This is a genomic window from Nostoc sp., assembly GCF_036917135.1.
Classification (GTDB): Bacteria; Cyanobacteriota; Cyanobacteriia; order Cyanobacteriales; family Nostocaceae; genus Nostoc.
Genome location: NZ_JBALEA010000003.1, coordinates 54,381 through 70,461, shown reverse-complemented (window position 1 = coordinate 70,461; position 16,081 = coordinate 54,381). Strand labels below are relative to the sequence as shown.

Genomic DNA, 16,081 nt, shown 5'->3' with positions numbered 1-16,081 from the left:
CGAACTCAGAGGTGAAACGCTGCTGCGGCCACGATAGTTTAGGGGTAGCCCTACGCAAAAATAGCTCGATGCCAGGGATCATAATTTAAACAAAAACCCTCTAGCTCTCATAAAAGCTAGGGGGTTTTTGTTTATGCTGAATTTAGTATTGGATAAATTGCTATGACTTATGACTCAAGAACTTTGGGATTTAAGAAAGTCTATTCTTGATGGACGTTATGAGGATGCTTTGCTAATTGTTGATGAGTTGGAGTTGATGAGTCGAAAGAGCTATATCCGAAATATAATATTAGGAGTTTCCTCATCAGACTGATTATTCATTTGATTAAAAATCAGGTGGAACAAAGATTAACTAATTCTTGGGTTGCTTTTATTTCAGGTTCAATTTTAGAAATTCAAGATTTAAATTTACAGGATAACAAGACTTCTCATTATGTGAAGCCAGGTGAGTGGGATGATTTGCTATATCCTGCTTTTGATGCGGCAATTAAGCCAGCATCTGCTGAAATTTTGAATGGGTTGTATACATCTAAACGACTCTTAGCTATTGTGGATAAATCCCAAATATTGGGAGTAGCAAAGGCTTTTTTAGATTTGACTTATACGAATTCTCAAAAGTCTTTGCCTGGTGCTATTGATGAAAGTATTGAGAGAGTTACCTGGTGGTAAGGAGTGGGAAGAAGGTCAGTCAAAATAATTACAGCGCTTCCGGCTATTATGCAATACGGTTTTTCTCCTTGCCCCTCTCCTAGCATAGCTTTCAGTTTTGAGGATGTACCTTATAGCTGCTGGAAGTGCTGTATGGAAATAATTTTTATTAAATTTAGCTTAATTTAAAAGTTGCTCGATAGATATCTGGATATCTGGAAATGCTAAGGGCGAAATTACCCCTTCACTGATAACCTGTTGAATAAAATATTGACCATAGTGCAGTCCTAACAACTTAAAATACCAAAAATCGCAGCTACCAATTGAAAAAGCATTTCTAGCGAGCCAGTAGCTACAGCTATATGACTTCCAAGTGCTGCTGATATCGCTTCAAAACTAGCTCCGGCACTAATCATAGTAACTAAAATAGTTCCTATAGTTACAATACTATAGCAGGGGACTGGGGACTGGGGACTAGGGACTGGGTTGAAAGTCTTTATATATATAGGTTTTATCATCAGTTAATGTCCTAACCTCCTTGTCGGTTGCTATAACTCCACTACCCACAATAAAAACCCCACTTCCAGCAACTAAAGTCACTATGACTATCCACTGAAGTGGATTAGGGTCGGAGCAAGATACACTACCTAATGCAACGATCGCTCCTCTAGCCTGGAACACTAATAGAGCGATCGCTTCGCTATCTTGGGTTTTGAAGGCAAGTATGGGAGTCAGATCCCATACTTAGGTTATCCCTCTCATCTGGCGCTCTCCTCCTCTTGTGGTGCAGACATAATTTGCTTTTGCTGTTCTTGTAGCCAGGTTTCAAAGAGTTCATTCAGCAGGCGCACTTTCATAAATTCATCCAGTTGTGCTGGGATAAATTTTTCCAGCCGCAAAATCACAAACCATTCAGCGATGCGAGTAGGGGGCAATATCTGACCTGGTTGACTGCTAGAGAGCATTTGCACCATTACTGGATGTAGTGCATTTAGTTCAATCGGACCTACCAAGCCGCCAGTTTGGGCTTCTGGACCGAGTGAGTATTCCCGTGCTAAGTCAGCAAAAGAGTTTTCTTTTGCCTGAATACGGAAGTAGAGTTCTTGGGAAATTCCCACATCCTGGGTTCGCAGTAGGGAATAAATTACTTTGTCCAGTTTTGTTTTACACTGAAAAAAGTAAGACTCCAGTTTATTACCCCAAGTTGCTTGCTTGAATTTTTCAATTCTCAGCTTACGAGTAGTAATAACTTCTAGTTGATCGGCAGTCAGCCCTTGATGTGCCATCCAAGTTTGGATGTCTTCTTCATTTTTTAACTGTTTTTCAGCGTAAAACTGCTGTTTAGCTTGGGCTATTTCCTCAGGTGTATATTCGATTGCTATCTTGGCGGAGCCTGAGTTTTGCTCTATCGCCTGATCAATGATCAATTCGCGCTGCAACTGTGGCAGCATTTGGTAACTTGCCAGTAAGGAAATCAGTTCACTAGCTGTGATTGTACGATTACCGATTTGGATCGCTTCAGTCATTAGGTTTCGGGCATCTCAAGAATATCTAGTCTGTTAAAGAAGCTATACCGTAGCCCATTTACTAGGAGCTTTTACCTTAATTCTACCGAGTTAGGTATGCTAACATCACTTTCGCAATAGTTAAATAGTTACTTGCTAAGATACTTTAAAATATACAGTCTATATGAGTTTTGATCAAAGATCCTACGCAAATACGCCAAGGACGTTAGTGACTCAGACGATCCTACGTCGCTGATGCTTCTCTACGAGACGCTGCACGAACGCTATCTAACGTCATAATCTAAAGGACATCCAGTTTGCATATCTAAAATTTATATAACTCTTACAGCGCTTCCCGCTATTATGCAATAAAACTTTTCTTCTTGTTACTCTCCTAGCATAGCTTTCAGGTTTTAGGATGTACCTCATAGCTGCCGGAAGTGCTGTATGGGATGGGTATTTTGTTAAAAGTTGTCAGAGATAGAAAAAGACAACACATCCTATGCTGCCTTTTCCGTTAGGGATTTATGTATTCCACAACCGAAAATTCTCAGGTCTATAACGACTCTAAATAGTTCAAAAGATCCGCCATTTCTTGGGGACTAGGTTGGAATTTTGGCATTGGCGGTGTTTCACCACTGATCACTTGATGAATCAGTCCATACTGAGATTTGTGCTTTGAAACAGCTTGCAAACTAGGCCCCACTCGCCCGTCTGCTTCTAAGCCATGACAACCAGCACAATTAATTTGAAAGATCGCGTGTCCTTGAATTGGGTTTCCTGTTAAGGATAGAACACTCTTGACATAAGGATCGGAGGCTTGAACCAACTGAACACCAAAAAAGCCCAAAGGGATTGCTAGCAGTATGGACAGCATCAATAAAACGATTCGCTGAATCAAAATTTCAGGTTTGGTAATCTGGTTATCCAAAAGGTTTGCGGTGAAAGTCTAGGTGTGCTAAAAATTTTTCATTTCCTACACATAGCTTAAAAGTTCTTGATTGTGTCTGCAAGCACAGAAGACTATTTTTTTGTGGGCGATCGCCTTTTAAAAGGCTGTAGGCCGCAGGATTCATCCGAAATTTGGTAAAATCAAAAACAAGCAACGAATATTTAATCATTACAAAAAGGAGATTTCCAGTGGTTGAACCCCTGCTATCAGGTATTGTCCTTGGTCTAGTTTTCGTCACCCTCGCCGGACTGTTTTATGCTGCCTATAAGCAATACAAGCGCCCCAACCAGTTGGGAGGATGAGGGAGTGCTGAGTTAGGAGTTAGGAGTTAGGAGTTACATTGTTTCTCATCTCCTTTATCTGCCCCTAATTCCTGACTCCGAATTCTGTAGAAAGTAAGTGATGTGTTGCCGTAAACTTTCTGGCGGCAAATTTCCCAACCTGGAATCTCTAGCGGTGTCCAACCTTGTGAGGCGTGTTCAACTGCAATTTCGCCGCTCGGATCTAAAAGTTGATGGTGAGCGATCGCTTCTAATACTGACTGGTACAATCCACTGGCATAAGGTGGATCGAAGTAAATTCTATCGAATTGCTTGCCTGCTAAAATCTTTAACTCCTGGGTAATATCTCCCCGTAATACCCGAAATTCTTGGTCGGCATTAGCTATCTGCTGCCAATTTTGTTGGATGGTGACACAGGCTCGGCTCGATTGTTCAATTCCTGCTACTAGGCTGGCTCCTCTACACAAAGCCTCTGCACCCATTGAACCAGTACCGGCGCATAAATCTAGCCAGCGACAATCTGCAATTTCTCCTTGCCAAATATTAAATACTGCCTCTCTTACCCGCGCACTTGTGGGTCTAGTTTCTTTCCCTGGTAAAGTTTTTAGCTGGCGATTGCCGTAAATTCTCAGGCTCATTGGTTATTAGTCATTGGTCATTAATCATTAGTCATTGGTTACTTGTACTGAGTTTCGACTGCGCTCAACTACCGCGGAGCCGTTCGCGTAGCGTCTCGTAGAGAAGTATTAGTTTTAGGCAAAAGACAAAGAAGAAATGACAAAAATACTATTAGGCAGGAATTTTTTCGCGGACTTGAGCAACGAAATTAGACAAGATTTGCAATCCGATATTAGAGGATTTTTCGGGGTGAAATTGTACTGCCATCAGGTTTTCATAGGCGATCGCAGCTGTGACGGTTTGAGTCCCGTGGGTGACGGTTGCTGCACGGATTAACGGATCTATTGGGTCAACATAATAGGAATGGACAAAATACACCCAAGGATCGGACGGTAAATGCTCCCACAAAATACTTTTTGGTTGAGTCACTTCCAGCTGATTCCAACCCGTATGAGGAATAGTGATGTCAGTTTCTGGACGAAACCGCCGCACTTTTCCTTTAATAATTCCTAGTCCCGGTTCGGTACCTTCTGCACTTGATTCAAAGAGAATTTGCAATCCTAAACAAATTCCTAAGAAAGGTTTACCAGATGCGATCGCTTCTTTAATCGGTTGTTCCAAACCACGCGCTCGCAGGTGTTGCACTGCTGGATCAAATGCTCCCACTCCCGGTAGGACTATTGCATCTGCCTGCTCTAATTCCTTTGGAGAATAGGTAACATTAGAAGTTGCCCCAGCTTTTTCTAAGCCTTTACAGACTGAGTGCAAATTTCCCATCTCGTAATCTACGACCGCAATCACTGGCATTTACCTGCTCCTTGTAAAATTATTATGGAGGGTTTTTCTATTCTAAATAATATTTGTTATGAAGAAAAGAATTCTATTAACTTCTTTTGATATTTGGCTAAAAGATCAACAGTCGAATTCTTCTGATGATTTATTACTTGAAGTTACCAAAGTTAATCTGATACCCCATGACTTAAGTTTTTTACGCCTGTTACCCGTAGATGTGCAACTTGCCAGTACTCAGGTAATTGAACAAATCAATGCAATCCAACCTGATTACATCATCTGTTGTGGCCAGGCTACAAGCCGGACAAAATTAAGTGTGGAAGCAGTTGCTAGCCGTGGAGAAAGTATTTTGCAGACAGAAGTTGATTTAGAAAAATTAGTGGCGGGAGCCGCAGCAATTGAGATTAGCCACGACTGCGGTAAATTTGTCTGTGAGAGTCTTTACTATTCAGTGTTGGACTACTTAAGCCAAAATCAACTCAGGACGCGTTGTATTTTTGTCCACGTTCCGGTTCTCAATCAAGAAAATTTGATGGGGATTCTTGGCGATTTTGTATTAATTATTAACAAACTGGCACTTTCATCAAGTTGTTAATGTCTGTATGGTGAAAGAAATATCTAAGTATATGTTGCCATTGTTACTAACTTTTTCCATCGGTCAATTAACTTCTGCTACGCCACCACCTGAAGAAGTTGTACAACCACAAGAAGTACGACCTTTACCAGGTCAATTGGATACAGTGCCAACGTTTAACAGCAATAGTCCAGAATTGGTTTTGAAAGAAGGAATTTTACTTTCCACCTTTCCACCAGATGGGAAAAAAGTGCCAACGGCGCATCTAAATTTTCCCTTTCGAGGACGATTTGATATTTTTGCTCACCACATTACTAAAGCTGAACCAGCAGAGAATTTACGTTCTCTTTATTTAGGGATAATTTTACATAACCCTAGTTCGGAACCAGTGAAGGTAAATATTTTGCAGGCGGCGAGTTATTTGAGTCAACCCGATGCACCATTTATTCAGTTACCATCCTTGAGTCAAAATCTTTTAGGTAAAGTTTTTGCAGGTCCTGGCGATCGCGTCATGTCTGATGTGCTTAGGGGAGTGCGACAAGAAATTTTCCCTGCCACAATTGCGATTCCACCAGGGAAAAGTCGGATGTTACTAAATTTACCAATTCCGGTGCAGGGATTGACACCACCCCTGAATGGTCGGTCTACATTGATCCGACTGCAAAGTAATGGTACTGTCTACGCAGCTAGCCTAGCCATGTTTGCACGGGTGAATCTTGATGGCAGTGAGAGAATGCCTACTTTAGAAGAGTGGCAGAATTTACTAGATAATGGTGATTTGGCTGGACCAAGAGATAAAACTCCCACTCCCTTAGAAGAAACTGGCAAGCCAAGAATTTATGGGCGTGTTGCTGGAGTGGCTGGTGGTTCACGATGGAGAGCCTTATTAGTAGATAATCCTCAAGCCAGGTATCTAACTATTCCTCAGCCTGGTCAAGGGTTTTCCTACGTTCTGAGTACCCTACATGGCGGTACCTTAGGAACTGGTCAAATTCAAAGTGCTGCTATGCTGGTGCGCTATCCTGACACCGCATATCGCGCTCATGGCAACTATGGAATTCAATATAATCTGAAGTTGCCGCTATACAACAATACTCAAAGTTCTCAAACTGTGAGTGTGTCTATACAAACACCACTCAAGGAGGATCAGTTGGGAAAACCGGGGTTACGCTTTCTGAGTACACCAGCCCCTCAAGTGTTTTTCCGAGGAACGGTGCAGGTACGTTACAAAGATGAGCAAAATCAGTCACAAACTGAGTTTGTGCATTTAGTGCAAAAGAGAGGTCAATCAGGGGAACCGTTAGTTTTATTAAATATAAAAGCAGGCGATCGCTCTTTAGTAGAAGTAGACTTTCTCTATCCACCGGATGCCAGTCCACCGCAAGTATTAACAGTTGCGACTCAAGCTGAACCTCGTTGACATCTTCACCGACCTAAAGGCGCTCTTAAGAAGGAGTAATGAGTAATAAGTAATGAGTAAATACCCATTTTTCATCCACTCATTACTCATTACTCCTTACTCATTACTTTAAAGCATTGCTTGAAGCACGGGGCTTTAGACCCAATTCTTTGGTAATGATTGATGAGTATTACGGACGAGTGTAAATAAAATTTTGGATATCTTCTCATGTTTCCTTTCTAAGCAGACTGTCACCTTTTTCAATTGATTACTTATCTTGAATTTACTATCAGTGTGGGTAGTTCACTCAGCGTACCTGCCATTTTTTGCAGTTTTCTGCCTACTTCTTCCATCGTGTAGAAGAATGTGAAAAATCGGAGTAGCTCATCCATTGGGTAATCTTGCTGCTTAATTTCTTCTAGCCGATTTAATTGCTCTGTAGCGTTGATAAGGGCAATTTCCATTCCTGACAAAGATAAACTAGGTTGGTGCGATTTGACTGCGGTTGCTAGGGTGAGCATTGCAGTCTGAGTTTCTAGTGCCAGTTGGGTAATTTGAGGTGAAAGAATTTGCCAGAAAGTATCTTGCTGTCTAGCAAGTACAGTATGTTCCATTGTCAAGATGTGTTCCCAAATCCGCCGGATGAGGAACTCCCAAGCTTCATTCACCCGTTTTTCTGGTGGCTCATTTGTCTGTCCCCGCCTGACTTCCTGCCATAGCGATCGCGCCTTGATAAATGAACTAATGATACTGGCTTTTAACTCATCCACACGCTGGCGATCGTAGTTTCCTGTAAAGGCAGAGTCCACAACCAACTGATAAAACTGCTCTAAATCAGTTAACGTTTGTGACAAACAACGCCTCAGTTCTACTCCAGCAGACGCAGGAAAAATAAAGTTGTTTACCAACAGTGCCACACCAATACCCAAGAGGGTTTCGAGAAAACGACCCCAAGCATACAGCCAAGGAGATTGGCTGTGACTCAAAATCACGATCGCTGACACATACCCCGCTAATTTTGCCGCCTCATTGAATTTCCAATAAGAAGTGAGAAAGATCGTCAAAAATACACTTATTCCCAATGACCAGAAATTGGTACCCAATACAACCGCAAAGATGGCTCCACCGATAGCACCAATCACAGTGCCAATTATGCGCTGAATTCCTAGTGTGAGGGTGCTGCCATGAGTAGATGACATCACAATGATGGCGGCGATCGCTGCATAAAAAGGATATTCCCATCGCAACGCCTGAGCAACTTCAAAAGAAACTGCCGATGCTACTGCCATTTTGAATGCCATCTGAGCTAGCAGAATCGTTGAGATGCCATCGGAAGTAGCAGCCCAAGTTTTTAATGCTGTGATGATTCTTAGCTGAGGCGATCGCCGTTTAGGTGGAAGGCCATTAGAGGGTTGTATCATAGGTATCGGGTTTATTTGATTTATGCAAGCGATCGCCATGACAACATTACTGATAAAATATCGAAAATGCGAGAACTTTACCCAGCGATCGAGCCTTACTTAGAAGGTAGTTTACAGGTTTCTGACCTTCATACCATTCATTTTGAAGAGTCAGGGAACCCGCAAGGTCAACCCATCGTTTTGCTGCATGGGGGACCTGGTGGTGGATGTCCAGCTTTTTATCGGCAATATTTCCACCCGAAAAAATGGCGGTTAGTAATGTTTGACCAGCGCGGTTGTGGTCAAAGTACTCCTCATGCCGAATTACGAGAAAATACCACTTGGGATTTAGTCAGTGATATCGAAAAACTGCGCCAACATTTAGGTATAGAAAAGTGGGCAGTCTTCGGTGGGAGTTGGGGTAGCACTTTATCATTAGCCTACAGTCAAACCCATCCCTCTCGATGCACGGGGCTAATTCTGCGTGGGATCTTTATGCTGAGACAAAAAGAGTTGCGATGGTTTTACCAAGAGGGTGCTAGCTATATTTTTCCTGATGCTTGGGAAGAATATCTTAAACCAATTCCTGTAGATGAACGTGAGGATCTGATCGAAGCATATTACAAACAGTTGACCAGTCCAGATTTAAAAATTCAATTAACAGCAGCGCGTGCTTGGTCAATTTGGGAAGGTAGTACCAGTAGGCTTTTCTTAGATCCAGGACTCATACAAAAGTTTGGCGAGAGTGAATTTGCTTCAGCTTTCGCTCGCATTGAATGCCATTACTTTATGAATAAGGGATTTTTGGAAAAAGAAGATCAATTACTCTTAAATGTACACCGTATCCGCCATATTCCGGCTGTAATTGTTCAGGGGCGCTATGATGTAGTCTGCCCAATGATCTCCGCTTGGGAATTACATCGGGCTTGGCCAGAAGCCGAATTTATAGTGGTTCCTGATGCCGGACATTCGATGAGTGAACCAGGAATTCGTAGTGCTTTGATTGAAGCAACAGATAATATTTAATTCGGTTGAATATTTAGATTTATATAGCATTTCCCAATCATATAAAGTACATCATAGCCCCCTCTCGAAGACAGGGCTGATTCATTCCCCCCTTTTTTAAGGGGGGTTAAAACGTTGTGGAGCTAGGTTATAAGACTTGTGTGTACACCGTAGCCTTAAAAAGGGGGGCAAAAACTTCTCAAAGTCCCCCTTAAAAAGGGGAGCCACTGCGTTGGGCGGCTCTGCCGACGTGAAGCATGTGGCGTGGATTTAGGGGGATCTTCAACGATTTTGGTTTTGTACAAAGATGTGTGTACACCTTAGCCTCCCTTGTGGGTTGGGGGTGGGGTTCTTGTACCTCACTATAGCAACCCTAACTCTTGTTAATTTGGAAACTTACACTATATATAAAGCATCAGTGTAAGTAGTTCACGACAAAAAAAGAAGATATGCGAATTCTAATTGTGGAAAGCAGTATGTTGTTGCTCCTAACTGCGGTGACAACTGGTTGTGTCGGTTCTTCCTCTGTTACAAAACAGCCGCAAGCCTTGCCAGCAAGCACTGAGCAACCGACGAAAGAAGCTGTGTTGGCCTCAACACCTACACCGACTGAAAAAACTACAGAGACTTCTACCCCTGAAGCCACTGTTGCCACAAATCCGACGCGCTGTGAAACTAGTCAATTGTCAGTGCGCCGAGTCTCCGAAGATGCTGGCGTTGGGAATGTTGCACTTACCTACGCCTTCACCAATAACGGCTCATCCCCTTGCACCCTCAACGGTTATCCGGGATTGGCACTACTGGATGCAAAAAATCAACCTTTGCAGGGGATTAAAGTTATCCGGTCCAAGGACACTTATTTTTCGAGTAAGCAACCTCGACAAGAAGTAACTCTCGCTCCTGGAAAACAAGCCTCATTTCAGATAGCATATAACCATGTTACTTCCCCACAGGAACACTGCCAGATATCGAGTAAGATTGAAATCACGCCTCCCAATACTTACCAGCACTTTACCCTTACAGAAGAAATCAAGCCTTGTACAGGCAAAGTTAGAGTGACTCCAGTGCGAGCTGTTGACACTCAACCCTAAGAAATTTCTGTAATTTACTCAAATACCCAGAAAAAGCATAAATTTAATCAGAGCCTCTGATAAGTTCAGGATTCTACTATTCAAAAAGGTTAGAAGATTATATGCAAGGAATTGATGTTGCAGATCAAGACGGCAGAGTAGATTGGACGACAGTAAAAAACTCTGGTAAAACTTTTGCGTTTGTCAAAGCCACAGAAGGAGTTAGTATTAAAGATTCTGCTTTTCCTCATCACTGGCAGACCATGAAAAGTGTTGGTATTATTCGGGGTGCTTATCATTTCTTTCACCCCCATACATCTGACCCGGTTCAGCAAGCGAAAGAATTCTTAAAAACGCTGGGTAAATTAGAACCAGGAGACCTGCCACCAGTTCTGGATGTAGAGGTAACTGACAAAGGAAATAGCCAAGGTGTAATTAATGCAGCCAAACTGTGGTTAGCAGAGGTAGAAAAAGCCCTTTTGCAACAAACCAAAAAACCAATTAAACCAATCATTTATACTTTCCCCAGTTTCTGGGCAGAAATTGGCAATCCATCTGATTTTGCGAGTTATCCGTTATGGATTGCTCACTACGGAACCCAGAACCCAAGTATTCCTGGGGCTTGGCAGGGGCAATACCTAATCCATCAATTTGCAGGTGATATATCTGGTGTAGCTGGTGTTAGTGGTAGAGCCGATTTGAGTAGATTTAATGGTTTGCAGCTAGGAGATTCTGGGTTAAGAGTCAAACAATTACAACAGCAATTAAAAGATATTGGATTATATACTAATGCCATTGATGGACAATTTTCTGAGTCAGTTAAGGATGCAATTGTTAGTTTCCAAACATCTAAAAAATTGCAAGCTGATGGAATTGTCGGTATAAAAACTTGGGTAGCTTTACTCTGGATTTAAGTAACATCACGTCCGGTTAATCAAGCTGAATAAAAAACGTTTGTAGTAAGGACTTTAATCCTGGCTTTGGGGACTTAAGTCCCCACTACAAACTGCTTATTAGAGGATGTTTGAAAAGTAATTGGTTGTGATTTTAGGAACTTATCGATCCCCCCTAACCCCCCTTAAAAAAGGTGGGAACCGGAATCAAAGTTCCCCTTTTTAAGGGGAGCCACTTGCTCTACTTGGGGTCTCCCCAAGTAGAGCAAGTGGCATGGATTTAGGGGGATATAGAACATTTTGCTACCAAGAAGAGGACTTTTCAAACAACCTCTTAGGGGTGATTTGGCGGACATTGTATAAGTAGAGGTGAATAATTCAAGCTTTGTAGTAAGTGCCGAAACCCCTACGAAGAGCTAATTTAATTAATATTATATTGCGTAACATAGTTTGATTTATTCTTGCCTACTTACTTCACGTCGAAATCCACAAAAGTTAGATTCTACCTGGAAAAAACCTTTAAGCATTTGTTTGAGTGAATTAAATTTAACCCACCTGATAGCTTCAGTCACTTCTACCCATTGCCGTTTTCTTTGATTTGCTTCTGGATAATCTTCACTCAGCATGTCAACTGGTAACAAATACATCTTGACGCTGTAAATTTTGCCTTGTTTGCGGTACTTGTAAGTGCCCAGTTCATTCACATCTACCTGCCCAATCACTCCTGCCTCTTCCCACGCCTCTTTTGCTGCTGAATCAGGCGGACTCATGCCATTGGGAATATCTCCTTTCGGAATTACCCAGTGTTGAAAGTTACGGGTCGTGATTAGCAAGATTTCAATTTTACCATTGTTCACTCTATAAGGAATTACCCCAGACTGTTTGAACACTTTGCTGATTTTTTGACTCATGTAATTTGTATCCTGTACTGACTAGCTTTTTTGTGTAATGTCTACTTCAGAAAGTCTAGCGCTGATACCGGATAAGTTTTGGTTAATTTAAGGTTATAAATAGGTTAAAAAACGTTTTTTTACGTATATAGAGTTAATTATTCAAAGTTAAAAGACAAGTTGAAATCTGCTGTATAACTAACTTGACTGAATGGCACTAAGAAAAGCCTAAAGGGTTGTGTAGCCTCCTTCCCAGCCTACAGGCTGGGAACGGATTCTGAATGGGCTGCTGCCTCTGGTGAAGAAAGAGGAGGCAGCAGCCCCCGGGAATGGTTTCCCAGCCTCCAGGCTGGGAACCAGTCAGGGTAAGGGCTGTATGTTAACTTAGTGCCATTCCTAACTTGACTCTTTCATCTTTTGGTAGATATACAGCGAAGATATAGTATTTATATCTACTTCTTTAGGCTCATATTCATCCTCACTAGTATTTTTAAACAAGACTGTAAACGCACCAGCACCTAACCGATCTTGAGGGAACATCCGATAACAAGGCATTGTAGTTAAATCAGATTGATATTTAGCTAGATTACTAATTTCTATCGCTTTAAAATGTGGGAATCGTTCCAAAAACCATTCACAAACTCGCTCATTTTCTTCGGGTGAATATGTGCAAGTCATATAAGCCAGATAGCCTTGTGGTGAAACAATTTTAGCAGAGTTAGCTATAATACGCTTTTGTCGATTTGCACTCTTATTAATAGCCGTTGGGTGAAAACATCCGGGTGCTTTTTCACCTTTAGCAAGTAAAGATTGTCCAGTACAAGGAGCATCTACTATTACTAGATTGCTAGAGTCAGAAAAGATTTGGGCAAATATACTCGAATCTCTATTAACTACTGCACTAGGGTTTATCTGGCAACGCTTCAAATTAGAAATTAGCATTCCCAGACGTTTACCAATTACTTCATTGCTAATGAGTAAGTCTGGTTGTAAAGCTTTCCACGCGAAGATACTTTTACCTCCTGGTGCGGCACACATATCAAAAACTAAACGCACTGACTGAGGAAGAGCTAACAAAGTAGTAGCTGCAAACACCGAAGAAAAGTCTAAACAATAGAAATATCCTTTTTCATGCAAGGGATGCTTACCGGGTTTTTCTCCCAGAGATAAGCGGTCTATAAATTGTGGTTGCCAAGAGGTTGGTGTTTCTACCGCCAAGGGCGAAATCTCTGGCTTTTCTTGACACCAAAGAATACTGGGTGAAAAAGGCTGAGGATTTATTAAAGCCTCAATAAATTTTTCTTGCTCATCTAGATTAGTGAACAAACGCCGCGAGACTTTAAGTAATAAATTCGAAGGTTTTTCCATGTAGATATATACAATACCAATTAAAAATTGAATTACGAATTACGAATTACGAATTAATAGGTTGTATCAAAATCAAAATAAAACTGTTACACAAGAACATGTAATTAAGGGTTTTGGCTTCATACTCAAAATACAATGACCGCCATTGGGATCGCAATGGCCAAGCTACCCCACTGCACCGGAGAAGGTCATGATCTTAGATAATTTTCCGCACAAATTACGCAAAGAAGCACAATTATGGAGGGATGAAGGATTAATTAGTTCTTCGCTGTATGAACAGATAGCAGAACGTTATCAATTTAAAAACCTGGAAGCTGCTGCACGCGATCGCAATAAAGCCATAGCGATCGGTGTAGGCAGCATAGTTTTATGCTTAGGCATAATTACCTTTGTATCAGGAAACTGGCAGGGAGGATCGCGAGAAATCAAATTTATTTTGATGATGAGTTTGTTTTTTGCGATCGCCATCACTGGATTTTACACCTGGAGACAACCTGAAGGCAAGAAGCCACAACAAAGCAAACGCTTACTGGGAGAAGGGTTGCTAATTTTAAGCGCCTTCATTTTCGGTGCAAATTTACTGCTGATGGCCCAGATGTTCAATATTGCTGGTTCAGCTTCCCAATTGTTTCTGGCTTGGGGGTTGGGTGTTGTGGTGATGGCCTTCTGTTTATCCTTAAATTCTTTAGGAATTCTGTCAATTGTCCTGGTGGAAATCGGCTACTGGACTGGGCTAGAAGACTTGTGGTACTCTTCAGGTGAGTTAACTTGGTCGCGTCTAGTGGTGCAGCATTTGCCTTTGTTGGCATGGCTGGTGTTTGTACCCTTAGCCTACTTCTGTCGATCGCGTTGGATTTTTGGTCTAGCAGCCTTTGTTTTTGCTAGTTCCTTACAAGCCAACCTTAACCCTCTCCCATTGCTGAATTATGCTAATATCGCCCCTTGGGTGGCATCTTTTGCTTTTGCACTGCCATCTGCATTATTCTGGAGTTATGATGACCTGCTGTTCCCGACCATAAATTACAGGTTGTTTCAATACCTAGCCCGGAATTTAGCCTTGGTCAGCTTCGGCGTTGTCTTTTATGTTCTGTCTTTTCGTTGGGTTTGGGAATCTCCTGATTATGCTTATAATCAGCCAACGACATTGAGGAACTTATTCGAGTCTCTGCCAATCATCGATTTGGGGATTCTTAGCGGCTTGGCGGTATTGCAATGGTTGTTTCTACTGCGCCAAAGAAATAACCCTCCGCGCCGCGAAGTAATTTTCACGACTGCTGTCATTAGTACCTTTCTTGCCTTTATTGCAATAGTACCTTTTTGGCATCAAACTATCAGCCGGATTGATGAACTTGGCATTTTCATTTTCAATGTACTTCTTGCAACATTAGCCTGGGGACTAATTCAAGAAGGATTGAAATTAAGCAACAGAACTTCCTTTTGGGGCGGTATGCTGTTAGTAACACTGCAAATTATCAGTCGCGTGCAAGAGTACGATACCGACCTACTTTTTAAGTCGCTGGTCTTTATCTTGTGCGGTTCTGCATTAATTAGCGCTGGACTCTGGTTTGAACGCCGCCTAACTGGTGGTTCTAGCTCTACCAATAAGAAGTAGTGCAAATTTTAGATTTTGAATTTTGAATTTTGGATTGAATAAAAAATCTAAAATCTAAAATTCTGAAATCTCTGTGCGTTAAAGTTTTTAAAGTTTCTCTGCGTCAGTCCTAATCTCGTTACTTTTGACCTCTTCAAGACCTCTGCTTTTTAGGACTACGCTCATGACTAATACCTCTTCTGAATCTAAAAATAAACCCTTGTCTCCTGAAGCCGAATTTTCTAGTAAGGTGACTTTTCGGGATTACTTGATTGCTACTGAACAAAAATCGAATAAGCCTTTACCTTTTTGGCGGTTAATAGTTCCCCTGGCGCTGCAAACAGGGTTAATTATGGCAGTACCAGCTCAAGCAGTTTATACGGATGTCACAGGTAAGACGGTGATTTTGCAAACCGTACCTGTAGAACCTAACAATGTGCTAGAAGGTAACACCTTAGCCTTAGATTACAACATATCTCGTACCTCAAATTTAAGTAGACTACCTGGTTGGCAAACATTAGTCAGCAAAGGTCGTGGAAGTGGCAGAAGATTGCCTGAAGGAACTAACATCTACGTGACTTTGCAAGAGCAATTATCCTATGGTGGCGGTGTTCCTAGAGCTTGGAGACCATTACGGGTTAGTAGCGATCGCCCCACAACCCTAAGAGCCAACCAAGTAGCCTTAAAAGGTGTTTATCAAGATGGCTCTGTTAACTACGGCTTAGAAACATATTACATTCCAGAAAACCAACGGCAGCAGATTCGGAACGACTTGCAAGCCCAACGCGCCCGTAGAGGACAAATACCCCCCATTGTGGTGAAGGCGAAAGTAGATCCACAGGGTAAGGCAGTACCAGTTAGTATGTGGGTGCGCGATCGCAACTATCGATTTTAATTGTTGAACCCCAAGAACCCCGCGCCCTTTGCTACCCTGTACACACAAATGTAGAGACTTCGCAATGCTAAGTCTCTACAAGGGTTCTAGGTAAAGCATATTTAATTTCATCAGATGTCTCATACATCTACTGTTATAGGTTTTTTACCAGGGTTATGCACAATTACACTCAGATATAGCCTTTGTAAATTCTTAGAAAC

At 41.8% G+C, this 16,081-nt stretch carries 19 protein-coding genes; 10 read left to right on the top strand and 9 right to left on the bottom strand.

Translation table 11 applies throughout. The annotated features are described in order from the left end of the window. The first annotated feature begins 169 nt into the window (after positions 1–169). Positions 170–313: a hypothetical protein gene (locus V7K50_RS00985; protein ID WP_334956389.1), complete on the top strand. Its 144-nt coding sequence runs from the start codon at positions 170–172 to the stop codon at positions 311–313. A 23-nt stretch (positions 314–336) separates the two neighbouring features. Beyond that, on the top strand, positions 337–669 hold the full coding sequence (locus V7K50_RS00980; protein WP_334956387.1) for a hypothetical protein: 333 nt from the start codon (positions 337–339) through the stop codon (positions 667–669). 453 nt (positions 670–1,122) lie between these two features. On the opposite strand, the gene V7K50_RS00975 is transcribed toward V7K50_RS00980, so the two are convergent. From V7K50_RS00975 to V7K50_RS00960, 4 genes are all read right to left on the bottom strand, one after another. Continuing rightward, positions 1,123–1,329 (bottom strand): hypothetical protein, encoded by a 207-nt coding sequence (locus V7K50_RS00975; protein ID WP_334956385.1) that lies wholly within the window; start codon positions 1,327–1,329, stop codon positions 1,123–1,125. Positions 1,330–1,406: 77 nt separating this feature from the next. After that, on the bottom strand, positions 1,407–2,174 hold the full coding sequence (locus V7K50_RS00970) for a peptidylprolyl isomerase (RefSeq protein ID WP_334956383.1): 768 nt from the start codon (positions 2,172–2,174) through the stop codon (positions 1,407–1,409). A 535-nt stretch (positions 2,175–2,709) separates the two neighbouring features. Continuing rightward, positions 2,710–3,084, bottom strand: a complete 375-nt coding sequence (locus tag V7K50_RS00965) for a cytochrome c (protein ID WP_334956381.1) — start codon at positions 3,082–3,084, stop codon at positions 2,710–2,712. Further along, entirely contained in the window at positions 3,077–3,274 is a 198-nt protein-coding gene (locus V7K50_RS00960) for a hypothetical protein (RefSeq protein ID WP_334956379.1), read from the bottom strand. The genes V7K50_RS00965 and V7K50_RS00960 overlap by 8 nt, the downstream gene beginning before the upstream one ends. Positions 3,275–3,293: 19 nt before the next feature. Here V7K50_RS00960 and petG point away from each other — a divergent pair, with 19 nt between their 5' ends. Next, a complete protein-coding gene (gene petG / locus V7K50_RS00955; protein ID WP_063721252.1) occupies positions 3,294–3,407 on the top strand; it encodes a cytochrome b6-f complex subunit V in 114 nt (37 codons plus the stop codon). 26 nt (positions 3,408–3,433) lie between these two features. On the opposite strand, the gene rsmD is transcribed toward petG, so the two are convergent. Both rsmD and hisH read right to left on the bottom strand, forming a co-directional pair. Further along, on the bottom strand, positions 3,434–4,024 hold the full coding sequence (gene rsmD, locus V7K50_RS00950; RefSeq protein WP_334956377.1) for a 16S rRNA (guanine(966)-N(2))-methyltransferase RsmD: 591 nt from the start codon (positions 4,022–4,024) through the stop codon (positions 3,434–3,436). A 151-nt stretch (positions 4,025–4,175) separates the two neighbouring features. Next, positions 4,176–4,811: an imidazole glycerol phosphate synthase subunit HisH gene (gene hisH / locus V7K50_RS00945; RefSeq protein WP_334956375.1), complete on the bottom strand. Its 636-nt coding sequence runs from the start codon at positions 4,809–4,811 to the stop codon at positions 4,176–4,178. A 58-nt stretch (positions 4,812–4,869) separates the two neighbouring features. On the opposite strand from hisH, the gene V7K50_RS00940 reads away from it, so the two are divergent. Together V7K50_RS00940 and V7K50_RS00935 are read left to right on the top strand one after the other, a co-directional pair. Then, positions 4,870–5,391, top strand: a complete 522-nt coding sequence (locus V7K50_RS00940) for a pyroglutamyl-peptidase I family protein (protein ID WP_334956373.1) — start codon at positions 4,870–4,872, stop codon at positions 5,389–5,391. Between the two features lie 31 nt (positions 5,392–5,422). Beyond that, positions 5,423–6,790 (top strand): DUF3370 domain-containing protein, encoded by a 1,368-nt coding sequence (locus V7K50_RS00935; RefSeq protein WP_334956371.1) that lies wholly within the window; start codon positions 5,423–5,425, stop codon positions 6,788–6,790. A gap of 251 nt (positions 6,791–7,041) precedes the next feature. On the opposite strand, the gene V7K50_RS00930 is transcribed toward V7K50_RS00935, so the two are convergent. After that, positions 7,042–8,190 (bottom strand): FUSC family protein, encoded by a 1,149-nt coding sequence (locus V7K50_RS00930; protein ID WP_334956369.1) that lies wholly within the window; start codon positions 8,188–8,190, stop codon positions 7,042–7,044. Positions 8,191–8,256: 66 nt separating this feature from the next. On the opposite strand from V7K50_RS00930, the gene pip reads away from it, so the two are divergent. From pip to V7K50_RS00915, 3 genes are all read left to right on the top strand, one after another. Further along, on the top strand, positions 8,257–9,195 hold the full coding sequence (gene pip / locus V7K50_RS00925; protein WP_334956397.1) for a prolyl aminopeptidase: 939 nt from the start codon (positions 8,257–8,259) through the stop codon (positions 9,193–9,195). A gap of 428 nt (positions 9,196–9,623) precedes the next feature. Beyond that, positions 9,624–10,265: a DUF4232 domain-containing protein gene (locus tag V7K50_RS00920; RefSeq protein WP_334956368.1), complete on the top strand. Its 642-nt coding sequence runs from the start codon at positions 9,624–9,626 to the stop codon at positions 10,263–10,265. Between the two features lie 101 nt (positions 10,266–10,366). Then, positions 10,367–11,158 (top strand): GH25 family lysozyme, encoded by a 792-nt coding sequence (locus V7K50_RS00915; protein ID WP_334804588.1) that lies wholly within the window; start codon positions 10,367–10,369, stop codon positions 11,156–11,158. 434 nt (positions 11,159–11,592) lie between these two features. Here V7K50_RS00915 and V7K50_RS00910 read toward each other — a convergent pair whose 3' ends face one another. Both V7K50_RS00910 and V7K50_RS00905 read right to left on the bottom strand, forming a co-directional pair. Continuing rightward, positions 11,593–12,048: an NUDIX hydrolase gene (locus V7K50_RS00910; RefSeq protein WP_334956366.1), complete on the bottom strand. Its 456-nt coding sequence runs from the start codon at positions 12,046–12,048 to the stop codon at positions 11,593–11,595. A gap of 375 nt (positions 12,049–12,423) precedes the next feature. Further along, positions 12,424–13,395: an RsmB/NOP family class I SAM-dependent RNA methyltransferase gene (locus V7K50_RS00905; protein ID WP_334956364.1), complete on the bottom strand. Its 972-nt coding sequence runs from the start codon at positions 13,393–13,395 to the stop codon at positions 12,424–12,426. Between the two features lie 190 nt (positions 13,396–13,585). Between V7K50_RS00905 and V7K50_RS00900 the strand changes: the two genes are divergently transcribed. Then, on the top strand, positions 13,586–15,007 hold the full coding sequence (locus V7K50_RS00900; protein ID WP_334956362.1) for a DUF2157 domain-containing protein: 1,422 nt from the start codon (positions 13,586–13,588) through the stop codon (positions 15,005–15,007). Positions 15,008–15,170: 163 nt separating this feature from the next. Then, positions 15,171–15,881 (top strand): GDYXXLXY domain-containing protein, encoded by a 711-nt coding sequence (locus tag V7K50_RS00895; protein ID WP_334956360.1) that lies wholly within the window; start codon positions 15,171–15,173, stop codon positions 15,879–15,881. Positions 15,882–16,081 lie beyond the last annotated feature (200 nt).